Here is a 22150-nt window from a genome sequence, read left to right as displayed (position 1 = left end):
ATGGATCTCAGCTACGGCCCCCGCTACGAAGACTTCCGCGCCGAAGTAAAATCATTCCTCGCCGATAATGCCGACCGTGCGCCGCGCATGACCATGCGCGTGGTCGAACACAACCAGGAGGTGGTCGACTGGCAGAAAACGCTGATCGAAGCGGGCTACGCTGCGCGTACCATACCGCGCGAGTACGGTGGCTACGGCGCCGAACCCGACCTGCTCGAGACCATGATTATAGCCGAGGAGTTCAGCGCCGCGCACGTGTCGCAGGGCGCCGCCGGCCAGGGCATAAGCATGCTCGTGCCCACGCTGCTCGAGTACGGCAGCGAAGAACAGAAACGCCGCTACGTGCCACCCACCGTCAATGCCGAACTGCTATGGTGCCAGGGCTACAGCGAGCCGGGGTCGGGCAGCGACCTGGCAAGCCTGTCGACGCGGGCTGAACTTGACGGCGACCAGTGGGTGATCAACGGCCACAAGATCTGGACCAGCACCGCGGTTGAAGCGGGCATGATGTTTATACTCGTGCGCACCGAACCCGAGGCCTCCAAGCACCGCGGTATCAGTTACCTGCTGGTCGACATGGACACGCCGGGTATAGAGATACGCCCGCTGCGCATGATGACCGGCAGCTCGGACTTCAACGAGGTTTTTCTCGAAGACGTGCGCGTGCCACGGGAAAATCTCGTGGGCGAACGAGGCCAGGGCTGGCAGATAGGTAAGACCACGCTTGTGCACGAGCGTAATTTCCTGGGTTCGAGCGCGCTTACCGAGGGCATGCTGGCCGCCTGCCGAAAAACACTTGCCGCGGGTGCCGACGAACAGGGCGGCGGTAATCTCGTGCACGGCGACCGGCTGATGCAGCTCGAGGCTCGCGCCCTGGCCATGAAGTACCACGGCCTGCGCATGCTCACCGACCGGCTCAAGGGGCGCAACCCGGGCGCGGCCGGCCTGATCACAAAGCTCAACGGCTGCCAGCTCAACAATGACATCTGTTCGCTGGCCATCGACGGGCTGGCGGACTACGGCATTCTGTACCGCGGCTCGCCGCACGCGGTGGACGACGGCGCGTGGCAGAAGCAGTACATGTTTCAGCTGGGCATGATCATCGGCGGTGGCACGGCGCAGATCCAGAAGAATATAATTTCGGAACGCGGGCTTGGCATGCCCCGCGAACCCAGGGCGACGACGGGTAGCTGAGCATGGATTTCGGACTTTCACCCGAGCAGGAACTGTTGCGCGACTCGCTCAGGGGTTGGCTGGCCGACGAGCTTCCGATCGAACGCGTGCGCGAGACCCTGGACAGCGACGATGCGGGTGCCGCAAGGCGCGCTGCGGGAGACGCCACGGCTATGCAGGGGCTGGCCGAGCAAGGGGTGCTCGGTGTGATGCTGCCCGAGGAGCACGGTGGTGCGGGCCTTGGACTGCTCGACGCCGTGGTGGTGGCCACCGAGATGGGCCGGGCGCTGACAACGGTTTCTTATCACTCGGCCTGCGTGTCCGCGCCGTTGTTGTTGGCGGGCGCGGGCAGCGCCGAACAGAAATCGAGCTGGTTGCCCGGCGTATCCAGCGGCAAATGTCTTTTGTCTTTTGCCGTGGGCGAGCTGGAAGAACGCGACGGCGTGCTCACGGGTGAGCTCAGGTTTGTGCCCGACACCGCTACGGCCGACGCGTTCGTGGTCGTGTCGGGTAACGGTAGCGAAGCCCGGGCGTGGCTGGTCGAGCGCAACGCCGCCGGCCTCGAGACCCGCGACTACCACAACATAGACACCACCCGGCAGTTGGGTGAACTGCAGTTCAGCGACACCCCAGCCGAAGCCCTGGCCGAGAGCGACGACCTCGCGGGCCTGGTCGCGCGGGTGAGCGACGCTGCTCGAGTGGTGCTGGCGGCCGATTCCTTTGGGGCCTGCGAGCGGGCGCTCGAGGAGGCCATAGAGTACGCCGGTATGCGCGAGCAGTTTGGACGTGTGGTCGCCAGCTTCCAGGCCGTCAAGCACATGTGCGCCGAGACTTTTGCGGAGCTTGAACCGCTGCGGTCGCTGGGCTGGTACGCGGCCTTCGCCTGGGACGAGCAACGCGACGACGCGGCTCGCACGGTGGCCCTGCTCAAGGCCCACTCGGCCGAGGTGTCGACCCGGTCGGTCATGACCACCACCCAGGTCTACGGTGGCATGGGTTTCACCTGGGAATGTAATCAGCAGTTGTGGTTCAAACGCGTGGGTTACAACCGGCAAGCCCTTGGCGGGCCGGTTGCCGAGCGCGCCCGTGCGCTATCCCTGTAAGAGTTGTCCCTGCAGCTCAGCGTCCCTTCCACTCGGGCGCGCGCTTTTCGGCAAACGCACGGGGTCCCTCGATGAAGTCTTCGGACTCGAACAATTCCTTGAGCTCGTCAAAGCGCATCTGTACGGCTTCGGGCAGCGGTCGTCCCAGTCCCCCCATGGCGGCTGCCTTGCTCGCGCGTATAGACAAGGGTGCACAAGCGGCGATCTCGCCGGCCCAGGCCCGCGCCCGCACCATGAGCTGGTCGGGTGCGCAGATCTCCTGCACCAGGCCGTAGCGCTCGGCAGTGGCAGCGTCCACGTGGCGGCCGGTGAGCATCATGCCCATGGCGTTTTTCATGCCGATCTGTCGCGGAAGCCTATGGATGCCGCCGGCCAGCGCGGCCAGTCCCACCTTGGGCTCGGGCAAGCCGAACACGGCGGTGTCCGAGCACAGTATGATGTCGCAGGCCAGGGCGATCTCGAAGCCTCCGCCCAGCGCCACACCGTTGACCGCGGCTATCACCGGCTTGGTGAGATCGAAGCGATGAGTGAGCCCGCCGAAACCCGACGGCGGCATGGCCATGTCGCCCTTGTTCTCGGCGGTGTGCTTGAGGTCGTTGCCGGCTGAGAAGGCGCGCTCGCCCGACCCGGTCACGATGGCCACCCACAGCTCGGGATCGGCAGCGAAGCCGTCGATCACCTCGGCCATCTCGCGGTTGGCGGCCGGGTGCAGGGCGTTCATGCGCTCGGGCCGGTTGATGGTCATGGTTAAAACGCTGCCGTCGACCTGGCAGTCTATGAACTCGTAGTCTTTGTTATCCATGGCTTGTTTGTTAGCCGTGGGCACGGGGCGTGACAAGGTGGGCGCGCTGATTTGTGGCCCCTCGGCCTTCGGCAGGCTATTATCGAGGGGTCGCCGGGTTGTGCTTCGACGACACGCGCCGACAAAACGCAACGACATAGCGCGCTGACGGAACGCGCTGACAAAAAAGGAGAATCAATATGACTGCTTCACTGCACTGCTTGATGGGTTTTGTATACTGGACGGTGTTCCTGGTGCTCTGTATCGCCACGGTCAGGATCAGCCAGGTCGCGACCGGCAAGGCCACCTCGGGTGACTTTCCCAGCGGACAACAACACGGCGGCGACATGTACTGGCGGCTCAACCGCGCCCACGCCAACTGCCTAGAGAACCTGCCCATCTTCGCGGCGGTCGTGCTGGTGGCCGCGGCCATAGGCTATGGCTCGGACTTGTTCGACAACCTCGCGCGCGTGTACGTGTTTGCCCGCGTAGGCCAGTCGCTGGTGCACATAGCCTCGGCCAGCGAGGCGGCGGTGTCGGTACGCTTCGCCATGTACGGCACCCAGGTCGTGTGCGTGGTGTGGATGGCGTTGCAGCTGAGCATGGGCTGAGCGTCTTGAGCCCTCGGGCGGGTAGCCGTGCTGGATCGGCTGCTCGCCTACCACCCGCCTTCGTCGTCGCCATCTTTCACGCGCCATAGCGTCCACGCGGCCACGCTGCGCAGTGGCGCCCAGGAACGCGCCCGCTCGGTCAGCTCGCCGGGCGTGGGCCGCTGGTCGAGTCGGTAGAGCGCGCGCGCGCCTTCCTGCACGCCGAGATCGGTGCTGGGCATGACATTGAGCCGGCCCAGCTTGAACATGAGAAACATCTGCGCTGTCCACGGTCCTATGCCGCGAACGGTGACCAGGCGCTCGATGATTTCGTCGTCCCCCAGCAACGCCGCTCGGCGCAAACCCAGGCTGCCGTCGTTGGCCCTGCGCGCGAGATCGCACAGGGCCGCGACCTTGTTGCGAGACAGGCCTGCGCCGCGCAGCTGGTCTTCGGGCAGGGACAGCAAGCGCGCTGGTGGGGCCAGCCGCGCTCCTGGAGTGAGCGCGATCACGCGTTGCCATATGGCTCGGGCCGCTGCTCCTGCGAGCTGTTGGAAAACTATACTGCGTGCCAACGATTCGAAGTGGGGTACGCGGCGGTTCTCGGGCTGCGGAAAACCTGGGAACGGCCCGTAGTGTTTGAGCGCCCGCGCCATGACCGGGTCGCGTCGGGCGAGCTCGGCCAGCTGCGACCTCGTGGGTCGCGCAGGCAGGGACTTTGAAGCGGAAGTCACCGCGGCATTCAGGCCCCGATCATCGGCAACACAACGGCCGACCACGTCCCCGCAGACCAACCCCCGGCCGACGACAGGTACCAGTCGAGGAACTGCGGGCCCCAGAAAACCCAGGCCAGTGCACCGGCGGCGAGAAACGGCCCAAATGGCAGGGCCGTGCCCATCCCCCTGCGCTGGGCGATCATCACCCCGATGCCCACAACCGAGCCCACCACCGAGCCTGCCGCCAGCGTGAACAGTGCCGCCTTCCATCCCAGCAGTCCGCCGGTCATGGCCAGCAGCTTGACGTCACCCAGGCCCATGCCTTCCTGGCCGCGCAGTTTTTCGTAGGCCCAGGCCACAGACCACAGCAGGCCGCCGCCCACTAGTATGCCCAGCAGTGAATCTGTGAAGCTGACGTGGTGCACGAACAACGCCAGGGCTGGCGACACAATGATGGTTGGGAGCGTGATGACATCGGGGATGATGTAGTGGTCGATATCGATAAAGGTTATGACCACCAGTGCCGATGCCAGCGTCGCGTAGACAAAAAAAGCGGCCGTTGAGAATCCCTGCATCGACAGGGCCAGGAACAACAGCGCGGTGATCAGCTCGACCGCCGGGTAGCGCAGGCCGATGGGCTGCTTGCACGAGCGACAGCGCCCGAGGAGCGCGAGGTAGCTCAACAGCGGCAGGTTTTCGTACCAGGACAGTTCCCGTTCGCAGGCGGGGCAGTGCGAGCGCGGGTGCACCACCGACAGTTCCCTGGGGATCCTGACGATACACACGTTGAGAAAACTGCCCGTTGCCAGGCCGAGCAGGAAGGCAAATAACTCCAGCATCAATTTTTACTCTGGGCGATTTCGCGTCGCTCGATCACGGCTATCCTGAGCGTCCGGGACGGCGAAACGAATTGTTATAGCGGCCGACGGCAGTCGCAAGCCGCCGCCGGCCTTATTCGCCTGCCTTCTGAGCAGACCCCCCGGCGTCGCGGTCGCCAGGGAGACTCGCCGTCAGGGAGCCGGCGCCTGCGGGGCCGAAGACATGGCGGGTTGGGCAGCGCTGTCCCAGCTGTACACGTTCTTGCCACCGGGGTGACTGGAGCTTGCCACGAAGGCCGCGGCATCGGCCGCCGCTATGGCCATCACCACTCCGGGCGACGACGAGAAGCCCGCCAGGTCGGCGGTGGCCGCGGCGTAGGTGTCGCTGGTCGCGTGGTGCAGCTCCTGGGCCGAGGCCACGTTGCGAAGGTCCTGCTGGGCACGGCTGTCAAAGGCGGCGGCGCGGTAGTCGGTAAAGCGGGGTATCGATACCGCCGCTAGTATGCCGATTATCGCCACCGCTATGAGCAGCTCGAAAAGGGTGAATCCTTTCTCTGCGTCGCCAGCCGATGAATGGCTGCCGGTGGTCAAGCGGGTGACCGTTGGGTTTCTTAGTGGGCGTTTCATTGTGTTCCTCCTTGCAGTAGTGAGGCCGAGCCGAGCACCGGTTGGTAGAGCGCGAGCACTCCGCCGGCCACGGCGACGGCCATCAGGGTTACGGCGGCCGGTTCGGCCAGCTTGCCGAAGCGCTCAACGGCGCGGTCGCGCCGGCAAGCGGCGAGGCGAGCCAGTCTCGCGAACGCGCCAGGGTAATCGCCCGTGGCTTCGGCCACGCGCAGTATGCCGGCAGATTCGCCGGATGGATCGAGGGCACCCGCGCCCAGCGCCGTGCCGGGCATCACGCCCCGGCGTATGCGACGGCAGGAGAGTTCGAGCGCGCGGGCCACGGCCGTGTTGCCCGTGCAGCGAGCCGACATCTGCAGTGCGTCGGTAACGCTGCAACCGGCCTCCAGCAGTGCGCTCACCACCGAGTAGACCGCGGCGTGCTGAAACGAGGTGAACATGCCGCCCAGCAAGGGCGTCCGCAGCAGGGTTTCGTCGCAGAACAAACGCAGCCGTGGTGAGCGCGAGCGTGCGGTCATCAGGAGCGAGACCAGCAGCAGCAGGCAGGCCAGTACCCCGGGGCCGTGGCTGGCCGAGGCCCGCCCCGCGGCCATCAGTATGCGACTGCTCGTGGGCATGTCTATGCCCATGCTCTCGTACATCGAGGCCAGCGAGGGCAGCACGAACAAGGACATGCCGTGCAACACGACCACGGTTACCAGCATGAGCATGGCGGGATAGGACAGCGCCCCGGTGATCTGCTTGCGGATTGCGGCGCGTTGTTCGAGCCGGTCGGCCAGGAGTGCCAGCGCGCGGGCAATGTCGCCGCCGGCTTCGCCGGCTTCGAGCAGCGCAAGGTCCACGCGGTCGAGCGGCGCGCCGGCTGTTATCAGCGCGCGCGACAGCGACTGTCCGCGTGCCACGCCCGCCGCGGCGGCGCCCACCATGCACGCGGCTCGGTCGCGTGGCTGTGCGGCCGCCGACAGGGCCGCGGGTGTTGAAAGCCCCGCATCGAGCAGCTCGCCCAGGCGCGTGGCGGCAACCAGCAGGTCGTTGCGTCCGGGTTTACGGTGTCCGGGCTTACGGCGCCCGGGCTTACGGCGCCCGGCGATGGCGCTCATGCGGTTGGCCTCCCTGCAAGCGATTCGTGTGGTGCCGGGCAAGCGGCCACGGCCTCGTCGAAGGTGGTGCCCAAGTCAGCGGCCGCCGCCAGTGCTGCCGTCATCAGCGTGCGCCGTGGTGGCCGGTCGACCCCACCGTCGCGGTTCATGACTTCAAACACCGCGCTGCGCCCCGAGTAGCCCTCGCCCCGGCAACACCGACAGCCCACTGCCCGTGCCAGGACCCGGGGGACTGCCAGTCCGCAGGCACGGTACAGTTGCGATTCGTGGGCTGCCGGCTTGGATTGGCGGCGGCAGTGGCTGCAGAGTTTTCGCAGCAGTCGTTGCGCGACCACCAGCGACACGGTGGCCGACACCAGGTAAGACGCTACGCCCATGTCGCGAAGTCGCACCACGGCCTCGTGGGTGTCGGCGGTGTGCAGGGTAGTGAGTACCAGGTGGCCGGTGAGTGCGGCGCGGCAGGCTATGGCGGCGCTCTCGCCGTCGCGCATTTCGCCGATCATCACCACGTCGGGGTCCTGCCTGAGCAGGCTGCGCAGCACGACGGCAAAACTGCGCCCGGCGTCGTCGTCGACCTGCACCTGGGTAACCCCGTCAAGGCGCATCTCTACGGGGTCCTCCACGGTGACGGTCGCCCTGCGCGGGGTGGCGAGGCGCGCCAGGGCAGCGTACAGCGTGCTGGTCTTGCCGGCGCCGGTGGGGCCCGCGCAGACCAGCATGCCAGAGGGGCGGGCGAGAGTGGTTTCGAGCAGCGCGAGGTCGGCCTCGTCCATGCCCAGGTCTTCGATGGGGCGCGGGTGGCCGTCGCCTGGCATCAGGCGCAGGACGAGCTTTTCGCCGCCGTCAACGGGAAGGAACGAAGCCCTCAGGTCCAGTGTCACCGAGGACTTGCCCTGCCAGCGAAAGCGGCCGTCGCAGGGCAGGCGTCGCTCGGCCAGGTTTACGCGCGAGAGCAGGCGCGCGCGGGTGAGCAGGGCGCTTTCCAACCCGCGGGGCGGGGGCGGCAGCGCGCGCAGGCTGCCGTCAATACGCACGCGCACCTGCATGCGCCCGCCCGAGGGCTCAAAGTGCAGGTCGGAGGCCCCGTTGTCGGCCGCCTGCGCGAGGTAGTGGTCGAGCAGCCTCACGGCAGGGGCGGTCGCCTCTCCCGGCGCCACCCCTTTGGTCGTGTCTGCAGAAGTTTCAGCCATGCCCGCGACCATAGTTGATCGTGGCCATGGCTCTCAAGACCTTCGCTGTAATACAACGGCTCTCGTTGTCCGAGCCGCAGTTACAGCCGCCGGCGCCGTTACAGCCGAGGGGCAGACCAGTTGGTGTCGTTCAACTGGAAGATGTCGTCTTATGTAAGAGTCAACGCCCCCCCGGTCGGGGGGTGAAAGCAGAAAAATAATCGTTCGCTGAGCTTGCGGGCTGGCCATGCGCCCTGTTGTGGGCTTATGATTGCTCCAGGTTGCGGCCGCGTGCTCACGGGGGTGCGGAGCGGCGCTGCAGAACTACGACCGACACTTCGGAGGCGACGCGAGATGGCAGATAGCCAGGCACTGAGTTCATCCAACATAAAACCTAAGGCGACCGCTTTTCTGTTCCTGGTGCTCGGCTGCCTGGCCCTGGCAGGGTATTCTCCTTCGGCAGCGCGGGCAGCCGAATGTGATGACGCCCTTACTACCCAGCCCAAGGCTGTCGAAAAATACGTAAAGGCTCACTGGAAGGCGATTCTGAGGTGCTCGAAGAAAGGAATCCCGTCCTGTCCGGAAATCTGCCCGCTGCCTTCTGCATCCGAATACGGACTCGACGCGGCCTGCGAAACGTTTATCGATGCGCAGATCAGTGGCGGTTACGTTTCGGCCATTATTGACTCCTGGGATGGCGCGGGTAGTTGCGCTATCTCGGCTGCCGACGCCTGTAACCTGGCGCGAGGCAAGGCAGCGGCCAAGATTACCGACAAGGCCCTCAAGCGGCGTCGCAAGTCCAAGGCCGACAAGTACCCCAAGGATCTTTTGGGCTGTGCCAAGAAAGCCGACAAGCCCGCGGGAGGTTGTGGCGGCGTGGCCATGTGCGCCGACATAAGCAACTGGGTGTTCGACGTCGACGCGTTGGCTCTTTCCAAGGGTGGGTACCAGCAGGTTCGTTTTGAGACCGCGGTGGAGGGCCAGGCCACGGCCGCGATCACCATGGCCGCGCCTGGCACCGACTGGGGTGCCGTCGAAGACACGGCCATCGTCGTTGAGTACGACCTGGACGGCGCGAGCCAGGGCACTGCTGTACTATACGGCGGCGGCGACTCGACGGCCTATCGCGTTCAACTCGGCGCCTTGTCGGCTGGCGTGCACACGCTGGGCCTGCGTTATCGCAAGAAACTTGGAACTGTAAAAAAGGCACCGGCGCTGCTCGAATCGCTGGCCATAAACGTCCTGTCACTGGGCGATCCGGGTTACGACGCCTTGCGTGTTGCGCCCGTGCTGCTCGGAATAGACACCAACCTCAACCCCTACTCGGTGCACCCGGGCAACGGGCTCAGCGACGTGCCGGTGGTCATGACCTGGGACGCTTCGTCGTCTGGAGGGGTAACGTCTTATTTCTACGTCATGGCCTGGAGCAACGAGGACGGTGGCACCGGTCTGTTTCCCGAAGTGCTGATCTCGCAGTGGGGCCGTCCGCACGACATAGAGACCATAGTGCGCGTCGACGTTGACGACACCACCGGCAACATCGTGGCCGCCTGGCACCGCTTTGACGAAAGCGGCAGCATGGCGGCTTTTACAGGTACCATGCGAGGCGGCACCCACCCTGTGGTGCGTACGCGTACGGCCAACGGGCTCATAGCCGACGACGGTGATTCGGATTTCGTCTTCGGCCTGGTGCCTTTCGAGCGCGAGGCCACCGGATCGCGTGAGCGGATTCTTTTGCTTGAGCCGGTCTCGTGGGTGGTCGCGGCCAAGGAGTTTACCCGCGAGTTCAAGACCGAGCTCAATCCCAACGCCACGGCCGCTAAGCCCAGCAACCTGCGCAACTACCTGTGGGTGGAGTACAACGTGGACACCGACGTGGGCACGCAGTCCATACGCGGCCGCGCGGTGGTGGACGGCACCGTCTACCTGTCCGACCACGGCCAGCTGTCGGGCGGAGGCGCGTTGGGCCTGCTCAGCGGCGAGGGCTACAGCCAGGTAGGCATCGAAGTACCCGAGGGTACCACGCCCGCCCAGGTGAGCTCGGTAGGAATACAGGGAGTCGGCACGATGTCGGGCACGCTCTTTGACCTGCACGTGTTCATGCTCGACAACGACTACTACCCGACCCAGGAAGTACTGACTTTCAGCGGCTCGCTCGCAGCGAGCGGGGCCTACCCCAGCTGGATGGTCAGCCCCTGACAGCACCGTCTCCAGGACGGCTCCGCCCGCTCAGCCGGGTAGCTTGATGCCCAGCGCCTTGGCCATCACTGCCAGGGGCGCTCGTCGCCCGGTGAAGCGCTTGAACGCCGCCGCGCCCTGGAACAACAGCATGTAGCGTCCGTCCACGGTGGGGCGTTTGCGGCCGGCGGCCATGGCGAGAAAAGGCGTAGGCTTCTCCGCGTAGGCGAGGTCAAAGTGCAGGCAGTCTTTGGGGGTCGAATCCACGTCGTAGTCGAGGAAGTTCTCGCCCTTGAGCCCCACCGGGGTGCAGTTGACGACCAGCTGCCGCGTTTCGAGAAAATCAAAGTCGTCGAGCAGGTCGAGCCTGGCCGCTCTCACCTGGGAGTCACGCCGCGACAGGTCGTGCGCCAGCCGTGCCGCACGCGAGAGGGTGCGGTTGGCCACCACCACGTCGGCCGCCCCGGCCTCGAGCAGCCCGTGCAGCACCGCGCGAGCAGAGCCCCCCGCGCCTATGATGAGCACTCGCTTTTTGCGCGCCCGCAGGCCGTGTGCCGCCAGCGCGTCGACAAAGCCCACGCCGTCGGTGTTGTCGCCCACCAATCGCTTGTCGTCGAAGTACAGCGTGTTCACCGCGCCTATGGCCTTGGCCGTGGGCGTGAGGCGTTGCGCGAGCTTGAGCGCGTCCTGCTTGAAGGGCACGGTTACGTTGGCGCCCACGATTCCCAGCGCGCGCATGGAGCGCACGGCTTCCTTGAGATTGCGGCGATTGGCGCGCAGGGGAACGTACACGTAGTCCAGCTCCAGCTCTGCGAAAGCCGCGTTGTGCATGCGCGGGCTCAGGCTGTGGTCAACCGGGTCACCAAAAATGCCCACGATCTTTGTCGTGCCTTCAACGGCTGCCGGTTTTTTTGCCATGCTCGTGCTCCTCGCTTTCGGCTGGTCAGTCTCGCTCGGCCAGGGCCGCGTGCGCGGCCGCCAGCCGTGCAACGGGCACCCGGTACGGCGAACAGGATACGTAGTCCAGTCCCAGGGTGTGGCAGAACATGATCGACCTCGGGTCGCCGCCGTGCTCGCCGCATATGCCGAGCTTGAGCGTCTTCTTCACCGAGCGGCCCTTCTCCACCGCGATCTCCATGAGCTTGCCTATACCCACCGTGTCGAGCGTGGCAAAGGGGTCATCGTTGAGCACGCCCGCCTCCACGTAAGCGGGCAGGAAGCGGCCCGAATCATCGCGCGAAAGGCCGAAGCCCATCTGCGTGAGATCGTTGGTGCCAAAGGAGAAGAAGTCGGCGTGGGCCGCTATGTCATCGGCGGTGAGCGCGGCGCGCGGCACTTCTATCATGGTGCCGATGCTGTATTTCAGCCGTTTTTTCTTCTTCGCGAACACCTCTTCAGCGGTCTGCTCGACCAGCTCGCGCAGTATTGCCAGCTCGGGGGTCGCGCCCACCAATGGGATCATTATCTCGGGCAGCACTTTTATACCCTTGCCCGCTGCTTGCAGCGCGGCTTCGATGACGGCGCGGGTCTGCATGACGTAGATTTCGGGGTAGGTGATCGCCAGGCGACAGCCACGGTGGCCGAGCATGGGGTTGAATTCGTGCAGCGCGTCGCCGAGCTCGCGCAGCTTCGCTTGCGGCACCCCCGTTGCCTTGGACTGCTGGGCGTACTCCGCGTCGCTGTGCGGCAGGAACTCGTGCAGCGGCGGATCGAGCAGGCGCACGGTAACGGGTAAGCCGTTCATGGCTTTGAAGATGCCCAGGAAATCTCTTCTCTGGTGGGGCAGCAACTTTGCCAGCGCTTTTTCGCGACCGGCAAGATCCTCGGCCAGTATCATCTCGCGTATGGCCAGTATGCGGTCGTCTTCGAAGAACATGTGCTCGGTGCGGCACAGGCCGATGCCTTGCGCACCGAAGCGTCGGGCCACCTTGGAGTCGGCGGGGGTGTCGGCGTTGGTGCGCACGTCGAGCGTCCTCAGCTTGTCGGCCCAGCCCATGAGCACATCGAACTCATCGGTCATCACGGCTTCTACGGTTGGCACTTCGCCCAGGTAGATCTCACCCGACGAGCCATCGATTGTTACCCAGTCGCCGCGCTTGATGCTGCGCCCGTCCACGGTCATGCGATCGCGCGCGTAGTCGATCTTGAGCTTATCGCAGCCCACTACGCAGCAGGTACCCATGCCGCGGGCCACTACGGCCGCGTGCGAGGTGCGCCCGCCGGTAGCCGTCAGGATGCCCTGGGCGGCGACCATTCCCTGTATGTCTTCGGGTGAAGTGGCCACCCGTACCAGGAGAACTTTATGCCCGTCTTCGGCGGCACTCACGGCGTCCTCTGCCGAGAACACGACCGCGCCCGACGCCGCGCCTGGCGAAGCGCCCAGCCCGCGCGCCAGCAGGTCCTTGTTGGCCGACTGGTCGATGGTGGGGTGCAATAGCTGGTCAACCTGGTCGGGGTCAACGCGCAGTACGGCTGTGACGCGATTGATGAGGCGCTCGCGTGCCATGTCGACCGCGATCTTCACCGCGGCCGCAGCCGTGCGCTTGCCGCCGCGGGTCTGCAGCATCCACAGTCGGTCGCGCTCGATGGTGAACTCGAGGTCCTGCATGTCGCGGTAGTGTCGCTCGAGCGAGCTTGCCACCTTGCGCAGCTGCTTGTAGCAACGCGGCATCACTTCTTCGAGCGAAGGGTAGAGGCGCTCGCGGTCGGACTCGTCCTTTTGGTTTTCCTCGGCCCAGTTGCGCGAACCCTCCAGCGTGATCTGCTGGGGCGTGCGTATGCCGGCTACGACGTCTTCGCCCTGGGCGTTGACGAGGAACTCGCCGTAAAAAATTTTCTCGCCGGTGGCCGGGCTGCGCGTGAAGGCCACGCCGGTGGCCGAGCTGCTGCCCAGGTTGCCAAAGACCATGGCCTGCACGTTTACCGCCGTGCCCCAGTCGAAGGGTATGTTGTTAAGCTTGCGGTACACGTGCGCGCGCTCGTTGTCCCAGCTGCGAAACACCGCGCCGATGGCTCCCCACAGCTGCTGCATGGGGTCGGTCGGAAACTCGCGCTTGAGCCGCCTCTTGATCAGGGCCTTGAACTCGCGCACCAGCTGCTGCAGGTGCAGCGTTGTGAGTTCGGTGTCCAGCTCGAGGCCGTGCTTGATCTTCTTGGCCTCGATGATGGCTTCGAAAGGATCGGATTCTTTTGCCGACGTGGGCTTGAGGTCCATCACCACGTCGCCGTACATCTGTATGAAGCGCCGGTAGCTGTCCCAGGCGAAGCGCTCGTTGCCACTGGCCGCGGCCAGTCCCACGACGGTCTCGTCGTTGAGCCCGAGGTTGAGCACGGTGTCCATCATGCCGGGCATCGACGCGCGCGCACCCGACCTCACCGACACCAGCAGTGGGTTGGCCTTGTCGCCCAGGCGTTTGCCCATGGTTTTTTCGATGGTGGCGAGCCCGGCCTTCAGCTGTTCCTTGAGCCCGGCGGGGTAGCTGTCTTTCTTCGTGTCGTAAAGCGCGCAGACCTCGGTGGATATCGTGCAACCGGGAGGCACGGGAAGCCCCAGCCCCGCCATCTCGGCCAGGTTGGCCCCCTTGCCTCCGAGCAGGTTGCGCATGGACGAGTCGCCCTCGGCTCTACCGTCGCCAAAGGTGTAGACGAACTTCGGCTTGCGCGCGGCTTTTTTCCCGGCTGCCTTTTTCCTGGTGGCGGTCTTCTTTTTGCTGTTGGTCTTTTTCGTGGTGGCCATCTGTCCTGCCTGCTGGTTGGTGTAGTTGTCGTGCCGCGTTACCGGCAGCGCGGTGTTGTTATCCCGACGAGTGTTCCGCGCCGTCAGTTTTCCTCGGGGCTCAATGGTCCGGTCGATACCGGCGGCGCAATTTTATCGCGCACTATACCCTGCAGCGCGCTGATAGAGACTCTCTGTTGCTCCATCGTGTCGCGATCGCGCAGGGTGACGGTGTCGTCTTCCATTGTCTGGTGATCCACGGTCACTCCCAGTGGCGTACCGATTTCGTCCTGGCGCCGGTAGCGGCGGCCGATGGAGCCGGCCTGGTCGTACTGCACCGCGAAGTGTCCCCTGAGTTCTTCGACGATCTTCATGGCCTTTTCGGGGTGGCCTTCCTTGCGCATGAGGGGGAAGACGGCGAGCTTGACCGGCGCCAGCGACGGGTGAAACTTGAGCACCACGCGGCGGTCGTCCGCGGGGCGGCCCTCTTCCGGGGGATCCTCGTGGTAGGCGTCTACGAGGAAGGCCAGCGTGGAGCGGTCGGCGCCGGCCGACGGCTCGATTACGTAGGGAACGAAGCGCTCTTTTGACTGTGGGTCGAAAAAGCTGAGGTCCTTGCCCGACGCTTCCATGTGGGCCTTGAGATCAAAGTCGGTGCGATTGGCTATGCCCTCGAGCTCCTGCCAGCCGATCGGGAACTCGTACTCCACGTCGGCGCAGCCCTTGGCGTAGTGGGCCAGCTCGTCGTCGGCGTGACAGCGCAGGCGCAGGCGTTCGGGGTTTATGCCGTAGTCGGTGTACCAGGCCATGCGGCGGGCCTGCCAGTACTCGTACCAGGCGTCGTCGCTGCCCGGCGGTACGAAAAACTCCAACTCCATCTGCTCGAACTCGCGGGTACGAAACAGGAAGTTGCCCGGCGTGATCTCGTTGCGAAAACTCTTGCCCTGCTGCGCTATGCCGAAGGGCGGCTTCATGCGCGCGGAGTTCACCACGTTGACGAAGTTGACGAATATGCCTTGCGCGGTTTCCGGCCGCAGGTAGACGGCCGCCGCCGAGTCTTCGACCGGGCCCATGTGCGTCTTGAACATGAGGTTGAAGTTGCGCGGCTCGGTGAGTTCGCCTTCGCACTCGCCCGGGCGCTTGCTCGGCTTTTTAGGGCAGCTGGCGTGCTCGAGCTGGTCGGCGCGAAAACGCCCCTTGCACAGCTTGCAGTCCACCATCGGGTCGGTGAAATTGTCGAGGTGGCCCGATGCCTCCCACACCCGCGGGTGCATCAGGATGGAGCAGTCCAGGCCAGCCACGTCGGGGCGCGTGGTGACGGTGTCGCGCCACCAGGCCTCCTTGACGTTGCGCTTGAGCTCGGCGCCCAGCGGCCCGTAGTCCCAGCAACTGTTCAGGCCGCCATAGATCTCAGAGCTCTGGAATACGAAACCACGCCTCTTGCTGAGGTTGACGATGGTTTCCATCGAGACACTCGTGGTGGCGTCGTCCTTGTTGGTGTCGTTGCCTGCCATGCCCTTTGTGGTGTATTCCTGCTCCCGGTGTGCCGATGAAAAAGGCCGGTAACGCTCGAATAACCGACGACAAGTATCCGACGCCGTGCGACTCTTCAAGCCGAAGGGCACTGAAAACGCGGGTTTGCGCAGCTCAGGTCGGCGGCGGTCCCGGGCTACAGTGGTCGGCCGGTGGACGGGGCACAGCATGATGACCGATGAACGAGACGCCTTCTGGCGGCGCATAATCTACATAACGTCTGCGGTGGTGTGCGCCGCGGTGGCGTTTCTCATCCTCGGCCCCCGCCCCGAGGGCGTGGCCGGTGGGCTGGACGTGTCGGGATTGCCGACGGTAAACGCCACCCTCAACGCCTTGAGCGGGCTGCTGCTGCTCACGGGCCTGGCCATGATAAAGACCGGCCGTCGCCTTGCCCATCGCCGTGCGATGCTGGCGGCCTTTGCCAGTTCTGCCGCGTTTCTCGTCAGCTACGTCGTCTACCACTGGTACAAGGCCGGGCCGCGCCACTACGAGGGCGAGTTCAAGGCGCTGTACCTGTCGCTGCTCGCCAGTCACGTAGTGCTGGCCGCGGTCATAATGCCGCTGGCCCTGCTCACCCTCTACCGTGGTTGGACCGACCAGCTGCAAGCGCACCGCCGCATAGCCCGCGTCACCTTGCCACTGTGGCTCTACGTATCGGCCACCGGCGTGACGATTTACTTCATGTTGTACTGAGACCGTTGTTTGGGCCAGACGGGCCGCGGTGTGCCTGCTGCGGGCATTGTCTTGAGGCGGGAGGGCGGCTAAGCCTTGTGGTGGGGTTAGTCCGTTGCGGACCCGCCCCGGCCAGGGGAGAGCCCGCAGTGGAAGACACAATGAGCACACAGAGACCTGTGGCCGAGGGTTTGTTCACCTGGCCGTCTGAGCATCCCGCCCTTCTCGGGAGTCGTTGCCCGGACTGCGGCGAGACAACTTTTCCGGTGCAGCGCGGTTGTCCGGCCTGTCCTTCGCAGGCCTGCGAAGAAGTCGAACTCGGGCGTAGCGGCACGCTGTGGACCTGGACGGTGCAGCACTTTCCGCCGCCTCACCCATGGACGGGCAACGCGCGCGAGTTCGTGCCCTTCGGTGTTGGGTATATCGAGCTGGAGGATGGGGTGCGCGTGGAAGCGCGCCTTACCGAAAACGATCCCTCGCGCTTGCGTATAGGCATGGAGATGGAGCTGGTGATCGAAACGTTTTTTCAAAACGACGAGGGCGAAGAGGTCGTTACTTTTGCTTTTCGGCCGGTAGAAGCATGAACGTCTCGATACTGGGTAGCGGGCTTTACCCCTTCGGTCGACACGAGGGCGTGGGCCCCATCGAAATGGGCGTGGCCGCTGCCAACGACGCGCTTTCGGACGCCGGCCTTGGCTGGAACGACATACAGTTTGCCTGCGCGGGCAGCCTCGAAGTGTTGCAGCCCGACACCATGATCAAGCATATGGGGCTGACGGGCATACCGTTTACCACGCTTTACAACGGCTGCGCCACCGGCGGCAACCTGTTGTTGACCGCCGCCAACGCGATCACTGCCGGGCAGGCCGACGTGGCCATAGCCGTGGGTATGGACAAGCACCCGCGCGGCGCGTTCTCTGTGGGCGACACGCTGGAGAGCATCGGGCTGGGGCAGTGGTACGGCGAGACCGGCCTGGCGCTCAACCCGCAGTACTTCGCCATGAAGACAATGCGCTACATGCACGACCACGGCATCAGCGAGGACTGTCTCAATCGCGTGTCGGCCAAGGCTTTTCGCAACGGCTCGCTGAATGAGCGGGCATGGCGGCGCAAGGAGATAAGTGAAGAAGAGATCGCCGGATCGCCGATGGTCTGCGATCCGCTGCGCAAGTATCACTTCTGCTCGCCCAGCGAGGGCGCGGTAGCGGTAGTGCTTTGCCGCGCCGATATCGCGGCGCGCTACACGACCAGCCCCGTGCAGCTGCGCGCCGACGTGTTCCGCACTCGCCGTTACGGGTCGTTCGAGACGCTGACCCCGTCTACGCCCGTGCGCTGGGTGCCAGGGCCGTCGGTGGAAGCCTCGCGCGAGGCTTTTGAAGCCGCGGGCGTGGGTCCCGAAGACATCGACGTCATGCAATTGCAGGACACCGAGGCCGGCCACGAGATCATGCACATGGCCGAGTGCGGATTCTGCGCCGACGGCGAACAGGAAGCGCTCGTTCGCGACGGCGAGACCGCCATCGAGGGGCGCATGCCGATAAACACCGACGGCGGATTGCTGGCCAACGGCGAGCCCATCGGCGCCTCGGGCTTGCGGCAGGTGCACGAGGTCTGCCTGCAGCTACGGGGGCGCGCCGGCGCTCACCAGGTGCCCGGCAGTCCCCGCACGGGCTTCACCCACGTGTACGGATTCCCCGGCGTGAGCTGCGTCACCATCCTCACTTCTTCCTGAAGGGGGGCTTGCCCCTTCAGGTGGGGGCGAAGGGCGAGGGTATACGCTTGAGATCCGTGAGCAGTTCGCCGAACTCGCCGTCCAGGCCGGCGTCGGCTGCGGGGGCTTCCAGTGTGATGCTGTCGGATACGCCGCCGAAGCGTTGCTCGACGGCCGGCGCGAGGTCTTTCCAGGTGGCCGACACCGTGAACTCGTCGAGCACCTCGTCGGGTATCTCGGCGGGCATTTCTTTCCACTGTCCGGCACGCGCCATGCCGTTCAGTTTCGCGCCAAGCTCTTCCCAGCCGTGGGCCTCGAGCACCGGCAGGTAGCTGCGCGTGGACCCGTAAAAACCAATGCGGTAGCGCACCCACTCGCGCTGCTTGGCCACGCTTTCTTCGTCGGGCCCGGTGGAGATAAAACCGCCGCCCCATATTTCGAACTCGTTGCGCGCGCGGCCGCCTTTCTTCATTCCTTCTGCCAGCGCCGGCATGGCCACCTGGTCGAGGTAGCGGCGAGTGGCAAACCCGTGCAGGCGCACACCATCGCAGATCTGCCCGGCCATCTTGAGCATCGCCGGTCGCACCGCGGCTATGGTGACCGGCACGGGCGGCAGACCCGAAGGTGGCGGTGAGAACTCGGGCGTCATCAAGGTAAAGTTGTAGTGCTCGCCCGTGAAGTCGAGCTTCTCACCGTCCTCCCAGCAGCGCCAGATCGCGCGCAACGCTTGCACGTACTCGCGCATGCGCGGCAACGGCGCCGACCACGGTACGCTGAAGCGGCGCTCGTTGTGGCCCTTGACCTGGGTGCCCAGGCCCAGCGTGAAGCGCCCGCCCGACTGCAGGTTGAGGTCCCAGGCTGTGTTGGCCACCACCATGGGGCTGCGCGGAAATGCCACCGCGATGGCTGTGCCCAGGCTCACGCGCTCGGTGGCCAGGGCGGCGAGGGCCAGCGGCATGAAGGGGTCGTTGGCTATCTCAAAGCTCAACACGCCGTCAAAACCGAGTTGCTCGGCGCGTTGCGCGGCCGCCGCAACGGCGCGCCAGTCGTTCAGTGGAATACCTGTTTCGATTTTCACGGTGGCGGCAGGCTACACCTTTTCGCGTCGTCACGGAAGGGGGTGGCGATAACGGTGCCGGCAGTACAACCTACCGGCATGGCTGAAATTCATCCGCTGTTGCAGCAGAAAAAAGTATTCATGTCGGTCGGCGTGTGGGATCCTTTGAGCGCCTTGCTGGCTGAGCGCGCCGGTTTCGACTCTGTGTTTCTCAGCGGTTACGCGGTGGCCGGTGCGACCCTGGGCTTGCCGGACTTCGGCATGATGACGCAGACCGAGGTGCTCGATGCCGCCCGGCGCGTGATCGCGGCCGTCGATCTGCCGGTCATCGTTGACGGCGACACCGGTCACGGCGGGGTGCTCAACGTGCAACGCATGGTTCGCGAACTCGTGGCCATGGGTGCGGCCGGTGTCATTCTCGAAGACCAGGTCTGGCCCAAGCGCTGCGGTCACATGGTCGACAAGCAGGTCGTTTCGCTCGAGGAGCACGCCGCTAAGATCGCGGCGGCTCGCGAGGCCATCGGCGACAATCGCCTGATGATAGTTGGTCGCACCGATGCCATCGCGCCGCTGGGCCTCGACGAGGCCATACGGCGCGGCAATGCATACGCGCGCGCTGGCGCCGACCTGGTGTTCGTGGAGGCTCCCGAAACCGTCGAAGACATGAAGCGGATAGTGGCCGAAATCGACGCGCCCCTGACCCTCAACATGATAGACGGCGGCAAGACGCCGCGCCTGTCGCTCGAGCAAGTCCACGAGTTGGGCTTCGTGTCGGTGGGTTACGTGCTCACTGCCCTGTTCTCGGCCACGGCCGCCATGGCGCGCGCGTTTCAACACCTTCGCGAACAAGGCACGAGCGAAGGCCTGGACGACAGCATGGTGAGCTTTGATGAGTTTACCTCCCTGGTGGGCCTGCAGGAATGCTACGAAACCGACCGCAGGTTCAGAAAAGGAGAAAAGGCCTGACTTGCAGGCGCCCGGCGGGCCGGCGCTCGATGAGCCCGGTATCCTGCCCTGGTATTTTTAACGTCATGGGAACGTATCTCCCTTGAGACGGCAGGTTGTGATTTTTGTGGTGGGCGGGCTGCTGCTGTTCGCCGTCGATGTGTGGGTGACCCTGGGTGGCGCCGCGAAGCCGGGGTTGCGGGGCGGCACGGCGACCTTGACCGCGGTCCGGGTCGAGGCGCTGATAGGCCAGTACCGTCGTGCGCTTGGCCGCGAGCCCGGTAGCGCCGAGCGGCAGGCGCTGGTCGAGCACGCCGTAACGAACGAGATACTCTACCGCGAGGCGTTGGCGCGGGGGCTTGATCGCAACGACAGCGGCGTGCGCTTTCGCCTTGCCGAAAAAATGCGCTTCCTCGCTGGCGAGCAGGCAACGGCCGACGAGCACACGCGCGAGCGGCTGTACCGGCAGGCTCTCGAGCTCGAGCTCGATCGCGATGACCTCGTGCTCCGCCGCCTGCTGGTGCAGAAGATGCGGCTGCTTCTGCGTGCTGGCCTGTCCTTGGAAAACCCCAGCGACGAGCGTTTGCTTGCCTGGATGCGTGGTCACGCCCGGGAGTATCAGCAGCCCGCACGCGTGGACCTGCGGCACCTCTTTTTCTCCTCCGACGGTGAGGGTGGTGCCAGTGCTGCGCGCCAACGCGCGGAGCGAGCGCTGGCCGCGGCGTCGGCGGATGCGCATACCGGTGGTGTCGCAGCAGCCGACGCCATAACTCTGCCGGCCGGTGATCCTTTTATGCCCGGCAATCGTTTCAGCAACGTATCGCGGGGGACATTGGCGCGCAGCTTCGGCCCGGCTTTCGCCGATGCGGTTATGTCGCTGCCGGCAGACGACCAACCGCTCAACGATCAGCCGCGCGGCAACTGGCAGGGCCCCGTCGAGTCGGCCTACGGCTGGCACCTGCTGCGCGTTGGCAACCGCCGGCCGGCCAGGCTGCCAGCGCTCGACTCGGTGAGGAGCAGGCTCACTGCGGCGCTGGCCAACCACGAGCGCGACCTGCACTACAGCGAACAGCTGACCGAGCTGCGCGGGGCCTGGACCATCGTCGTGGAAGCGCCGAGATGAGCAACTTCACTGCTTTACTACTGACTACCTTGCTCGCGCTGCTGCCGCTGGCTGCACCCCGGGCGGCCCACGCGCACGCATTCTCGCCGGTGCTCTTCGAGCTCAGCGAAGACGCGACCGACCCTGGGCTCGTGCACGCGCGTTGGACCACGTCGGTGATTAGGCTTCGTGGCAGCGAACTGAGCCCGGCCATGCCGGCCCGATGCCAGCCCGTGGGCGAGGTGAAAGAAACGCGAAGCGACGCGCGAGTGATCGTCGAATGGACTGAACGCTGCGCTGCGGCGTCCACCGACCGGGCGGTGGACACCGGCACAAGCGTGCTGGCCGGCGCAACCATCGCGGTGACCGGCCTGCCCGGCTCAGGCAAGGACGTGCTGCTGCGCCTTCAACTGGCCGACGGTCGCAGCCTGCAGGCGGTGCTGCGCGCCGAGTCGCCAGCGTGGACCGTACCGCTGGCCGGCACGCGCGGCTCGGTGGCGCGCGGCTACTTCGCGCTGGGCGCGCGTCACATCGCCGGCGGGCTGGACCACCTGCTGTTTGTTTTCGGCCTGCTCCTGCTCGTTACCGGCCTGCCCATGCTCGTGAAGACTGTCACCGCGTTTACGCTCGGCCACAGCATCACGCTCAGCCTCGCCGTCGTCGGCCTTCTGCCGACATCGTCAGCGTGGATAGAGCCTGCCATAGCCGCGAGCATCCTGGTGCTCGCTGTCGAGCTCACCCGGCCGCAGCAAGAACACGCGACACTCATGCACCGCAGGCCGTGGCTGGTGGCGGCCGCCTTCGGTCTGCTGCACGGCCTGGGCTTCGCCGGCGCGCTGGCCGAAGTGGGCCTGCCCGGCAACGAAGTAGTGACGGCGCTGCTCTCGTTCAACCTCGGAATAGAGGCCGGGCAGCTTGCGTTCGTGCTCGCGGTGCTGGCCGCTCGGCGTATAACTAGCGGTGCGACGTCTCGCCTACTGGCTGGCCTGCCGCCATGGGCGTCGCGGATGGTCGTGCAGGCCCCGGTCTACTCGCTGGGCTGCCTGTCGGTGTACTGGTTGCTGCAGCGCAGCTCGGTTGCACTTGGAATTCGCGTAGCGGGTGGTCTGTTATAGAAAAAACGTGGGGACACCCGATGACAGCGGGGACACCCGGGGAGAAAA

General features: G+C 65.3%; 20 protein-coding genes. 10 read left to right on the top strand and 10 right to left on the bottom strand.

Annotation, left to right across the window (positions count from 1 at the left end):
* Together EYQ35_03660 and EYQ35_03655 are read left to right on the top strand one after the other, a co-directional pair.
* Entirely contained in the window at nucleotides 1-1194 is a 1194-nt protein-coding gene (locus EYQ35_03660; protein ID HIF63237.1) for an acyl-CoA dehydrogenase, read from the top strand.
* A gap of 2 nt (nucleotides 1195-1196) precedes the next feature.
* A complete protein-coding gene (locus EYQ35_03655; GenBank protein HIF63236.1) occupies nucleotides 1197-2276 on the top strand; it encodes an acyl-CoA dehydrogenase in 1080 nt (359 codons plus the stop codon).
* Nucleotides 2277-2292: 16 nt separating this feature from the next.
* On the opposite strand, the gene EYQ35_03650 is transcribed toward EYQ35_03655, so the two are convergent.
* Complete coding sequence (locus tag EYQ35_03650; GenBank protein HIF63235.1) at nucleotides 2293-3021, bottom strand: enoyl-CoA hydratase; 729 nt, start codon at nucleotides 3019-3021, stop codon at nucleotides 2293-2295.
* 236 nt (nucleotides 3022-3257) lie between these two features.
* Here EYQ35_03650 and EYQ35_03645 point away from each other — a divergent pair, with 236 nt between their 5' ends.
* Nucleotides 3258-3668, top strand: a complete 411-nt coding sequence (locus EYQ35_03645) for an MAPEG family protein (protein HIF63234.1) — start codon at nucleotides 3258-3260, stop codon at nucleotides 3666-3668.
* A 47-nt stretch (nucleotides 3669-3715) separates the two neighbouring features.
* Here the strand turns inward: EYQ35_03645 and EYQ35_03640 are convergent, their stop codons facing one another.
* The 5 genes from EYQ35_03640 to EYQ35_03620 form a co-directional block, all read right to left on the bottom strand.
* On the bottom strand, nucleotides 3716-4381 hold the full coding sequence (locus EYQ35_03640; GenBank protein HIF63233.1) for a DNA-3-methyladenine glycosylase 2 family protein: 666 nt from the start codon (nucleotides 4379-4381) through the stop codon (nucleotides 3716-3718).
* An 8-nt stretch (nucleotides 4382-4389) separates the two neighbouring features.
* The gene (locus tag EYQ35_03635) at nucleotides 4390-5202 is read right to left on the bottom strand and encodes a prepilin peptidase (protein ID HIF63232.1); all 813 of its coding nucleotides are present in this window, start codon (nucleotides 5200-5202) and stop codon (nucleotides 4390-4392) included.
* 171 nt (nucleotides 5203-5373) lie between these two features.
* Nucleotides 5374-5808, bottom strand: coding sequence for a prepilin-type N-terminal cleavage/methylation domain-containing protein (locus EYQ35_03630; protein ID HIF63231.1), 435 nt, complete (start codon nucleotides 5806-5808; stop codon nucleotides 5374-5376).
* The gene (locus tag EYQ35_03625; GenBank protein ID HIF63230.1) at nucleotides 5805-6905 is read right to left on the bottom strand and encodes a hypothetical protein; all 1101 of its coding nucleotides are present in this window, start codon (nucleotides 6903-6905) and stop codon (nucleotides 5805-5807) included. Before EYQ35_03625 ends, EYQ35_03630 begins: the two co-directional genes overlap by 4 nt.
* A complete protein-coding gene (locus EYQ35_03620; GenBank protein ID HIF63229.1) occupies nucleotides 6902-8107 on the bottom strand; it encodes a type II/IV secretion system protein in 1206 nt (401 codons plus the stop codon). The genes EYQ35_03625 and EYQ35_03620 overlap by 4 nt, the downstream gene beginning before the upstream one ends.
* 321 nt (nucleotides 8108-8428) lie before the next feature.
* Between EYQ35_03620 and EYQ35_03615 the strand changes: the two genes are divergently transcribed.
* A complete protein-coding gene (locus EYQ35_03615; GenBank protein ID HIF63228.1) occupies nucleotides 8429-10273 on the top strand; it encodes a hypothetical protein in 1845 nt (614 codons plus the stop codon).
* A 30-nt stretch (nucleotides 10274-10303) separates the two neighbouring features.
* Here the strand turns inward: EYQ35_03615 and aroE are convergent, their stop codons facing one another.
* The 3 genes from aroE to EYQ35_03600 all read right to left on the bottom strand — a co-directional run bounded on the left by aroE (nucleotide 10304) and on the right by EYQ35_03600 (nucleotide 15433).
* Nucleotides 10304-11170 (bottom strand): shikimate dehydrogenase, encoded by an 867-nt coding sequence (gene aroE, locus EYQ35_03610; GenBank protein HIF63227.1) that lies wholly within the window; start codon nucleotides 11168-11170, stop codon nucleotides 10304-10306.
* Nucleotides 11171-11195: 25 nt separating this feature from the next.
* Nucleotides 11196-13988: a pyruvate, phosphate dikinase gene (locus EYQ35_03605; protein ID HIF63226.1), complete on the bottom strand. Its 2793-nt coding sequence runs from the start codon at nucleotides 13986-13988 to the stop codon at nucleotides 11196-11198.
* 83 nt (nucleotides 13989-14071) lie between these two features.
* Nucleotides 14072-15433, bottom strand: a complete 1362-nt coding sequence (locus tag EYQ35_03600; GenBank protein HIF63225.1) for a glycine--tRNA ligase — start codon at nucleotides 15431-15433, stop codon at nucleotides 14072-14074.
* A gap of 235 nt (nucleotides 15434-15668) precedes the next feature.
* Between EYQ35_03600 and EYQ35_03595 the strand changes: the two genes are divergently transcribed.
* From EYQ35_03595 to EYQ35_03585, 3 genes are all read left to right on the top strand, one after another.
* A complete protein-coding gene (locus EYQ35_03595; protein ID HIF63224.1) occupies nucleotides 15669-16193 on the top strand; it encodes a DUF420 domain-containing protein in 525 nt (174 codons plus the stop codon).
* Between the two features lie 140 nt (nucleotides 16194-16333).
* Nucleotides 16334-16756, top strand: coding sequence for a Zn-ribbon domain-containing OB-fold protein (locus EYQ35_03590; protein ID HIF63223.1), 423 nt, complete (start codon nucleotides 16334-16336; stop codon nucleotides 16754-16756).
* Nucleotides 16753-17904 carry a thiolase family protein gene (locus tag EYQ35_03585; GenBank protein ID HIF63222.1) on the top strand — a complete coding sequence of 384 codons (1152 nt, stop codon included), beginning with the start codon at nucleotides 16753-16755 and terminating at the stop codon, nucleotides 17902-17904. The genes EYQ35_03590 and EYQ35_03585 overlap by 4 nt, the downstream gene beginning before the upstream one ends.
* Before the next feature lie 16 nt (nucleotides 17905-17920).
* On the opposite strand, the gene EYQ35_03580 is transcribed toward EYQ35_03585, so the two are convergent.
* The gene (locus EYQ35_03580; protein ID HIF63221.1) at nucleotides 17921-18961 is read right to left on the bottom strand and encodes a TIGR03617 family F420-dependent LLM class oxidoreductase; all 1041 of its coding nucleotides are present in this window, start codon (nucleotides 18959-18961) and stop codon (nucleotides 17921-17923) included.
* A 78-nt stretch (nucleotides 18962-19039) separates the two neighbouring features.
* Here EYQ35_03580 and EYQ35_03575 point away from each other — a divergent pair, with 78 nt between their 5' ends.
* The 3 genes from EYQ35_03575 (at nucleotide 19040) to EYQ35_03565 (ending at nucleotide 22102) form a co-directional block, all read left to right on the top strand.
* Nucleotides 19040-19906, top strand: coding sequence for an isocitrate lyase/PEP mutase family protein (locus tag EYQ35_03575; GenBank protein ID HIF63220.1), 867 nt, complete (start codon nucleotides 19040-19042; stop codon nucleotides 19904-19906).
* 82 nt (nucleotides 19907-19988) lie between these two features.
* Nucleotides 19989-21008 carry a peptidyl-prolyl cis-trans isomerase gene (locus tag EYQ35_03570; GenBank protein HIF63219.1) on the top strand — a complete coding sequence of 340 codons (1020 nt, stop codon included), beginning with the start codon at nucleotides 19989-19991 and terminating at the stop codon, nucleotides 21006-21008.
* Nucleotides 21005-22102: a HupE/UreJ family protein gene (locus EYQ35_03565; protein HIF63218.1), complete on the top strand. Its 1098-nt coding sequence runs from the start codon at nucleotides 21005-21007 to the stop codon at nucleotides 22100-22102. Before EYQ35_03570 ends, EYQ35_03565 begins: the two co-directional genes overlap by 4 nt.
* Nucleotides 22103-22150: the final 48 nt, after the last annotated feature.

This window comes from Candidatus Binatota bacterium (genome assembly GCA_012960245.1).
In the GTDB taxonomy this organism is placed as follows: Bacteria; Desulfobacterota; Binatia; order UBA1149; family UBA1149; genus UBA1149.
This window is presented reverse-complemented; position numbering and strand designations above follow the sequence as displayed.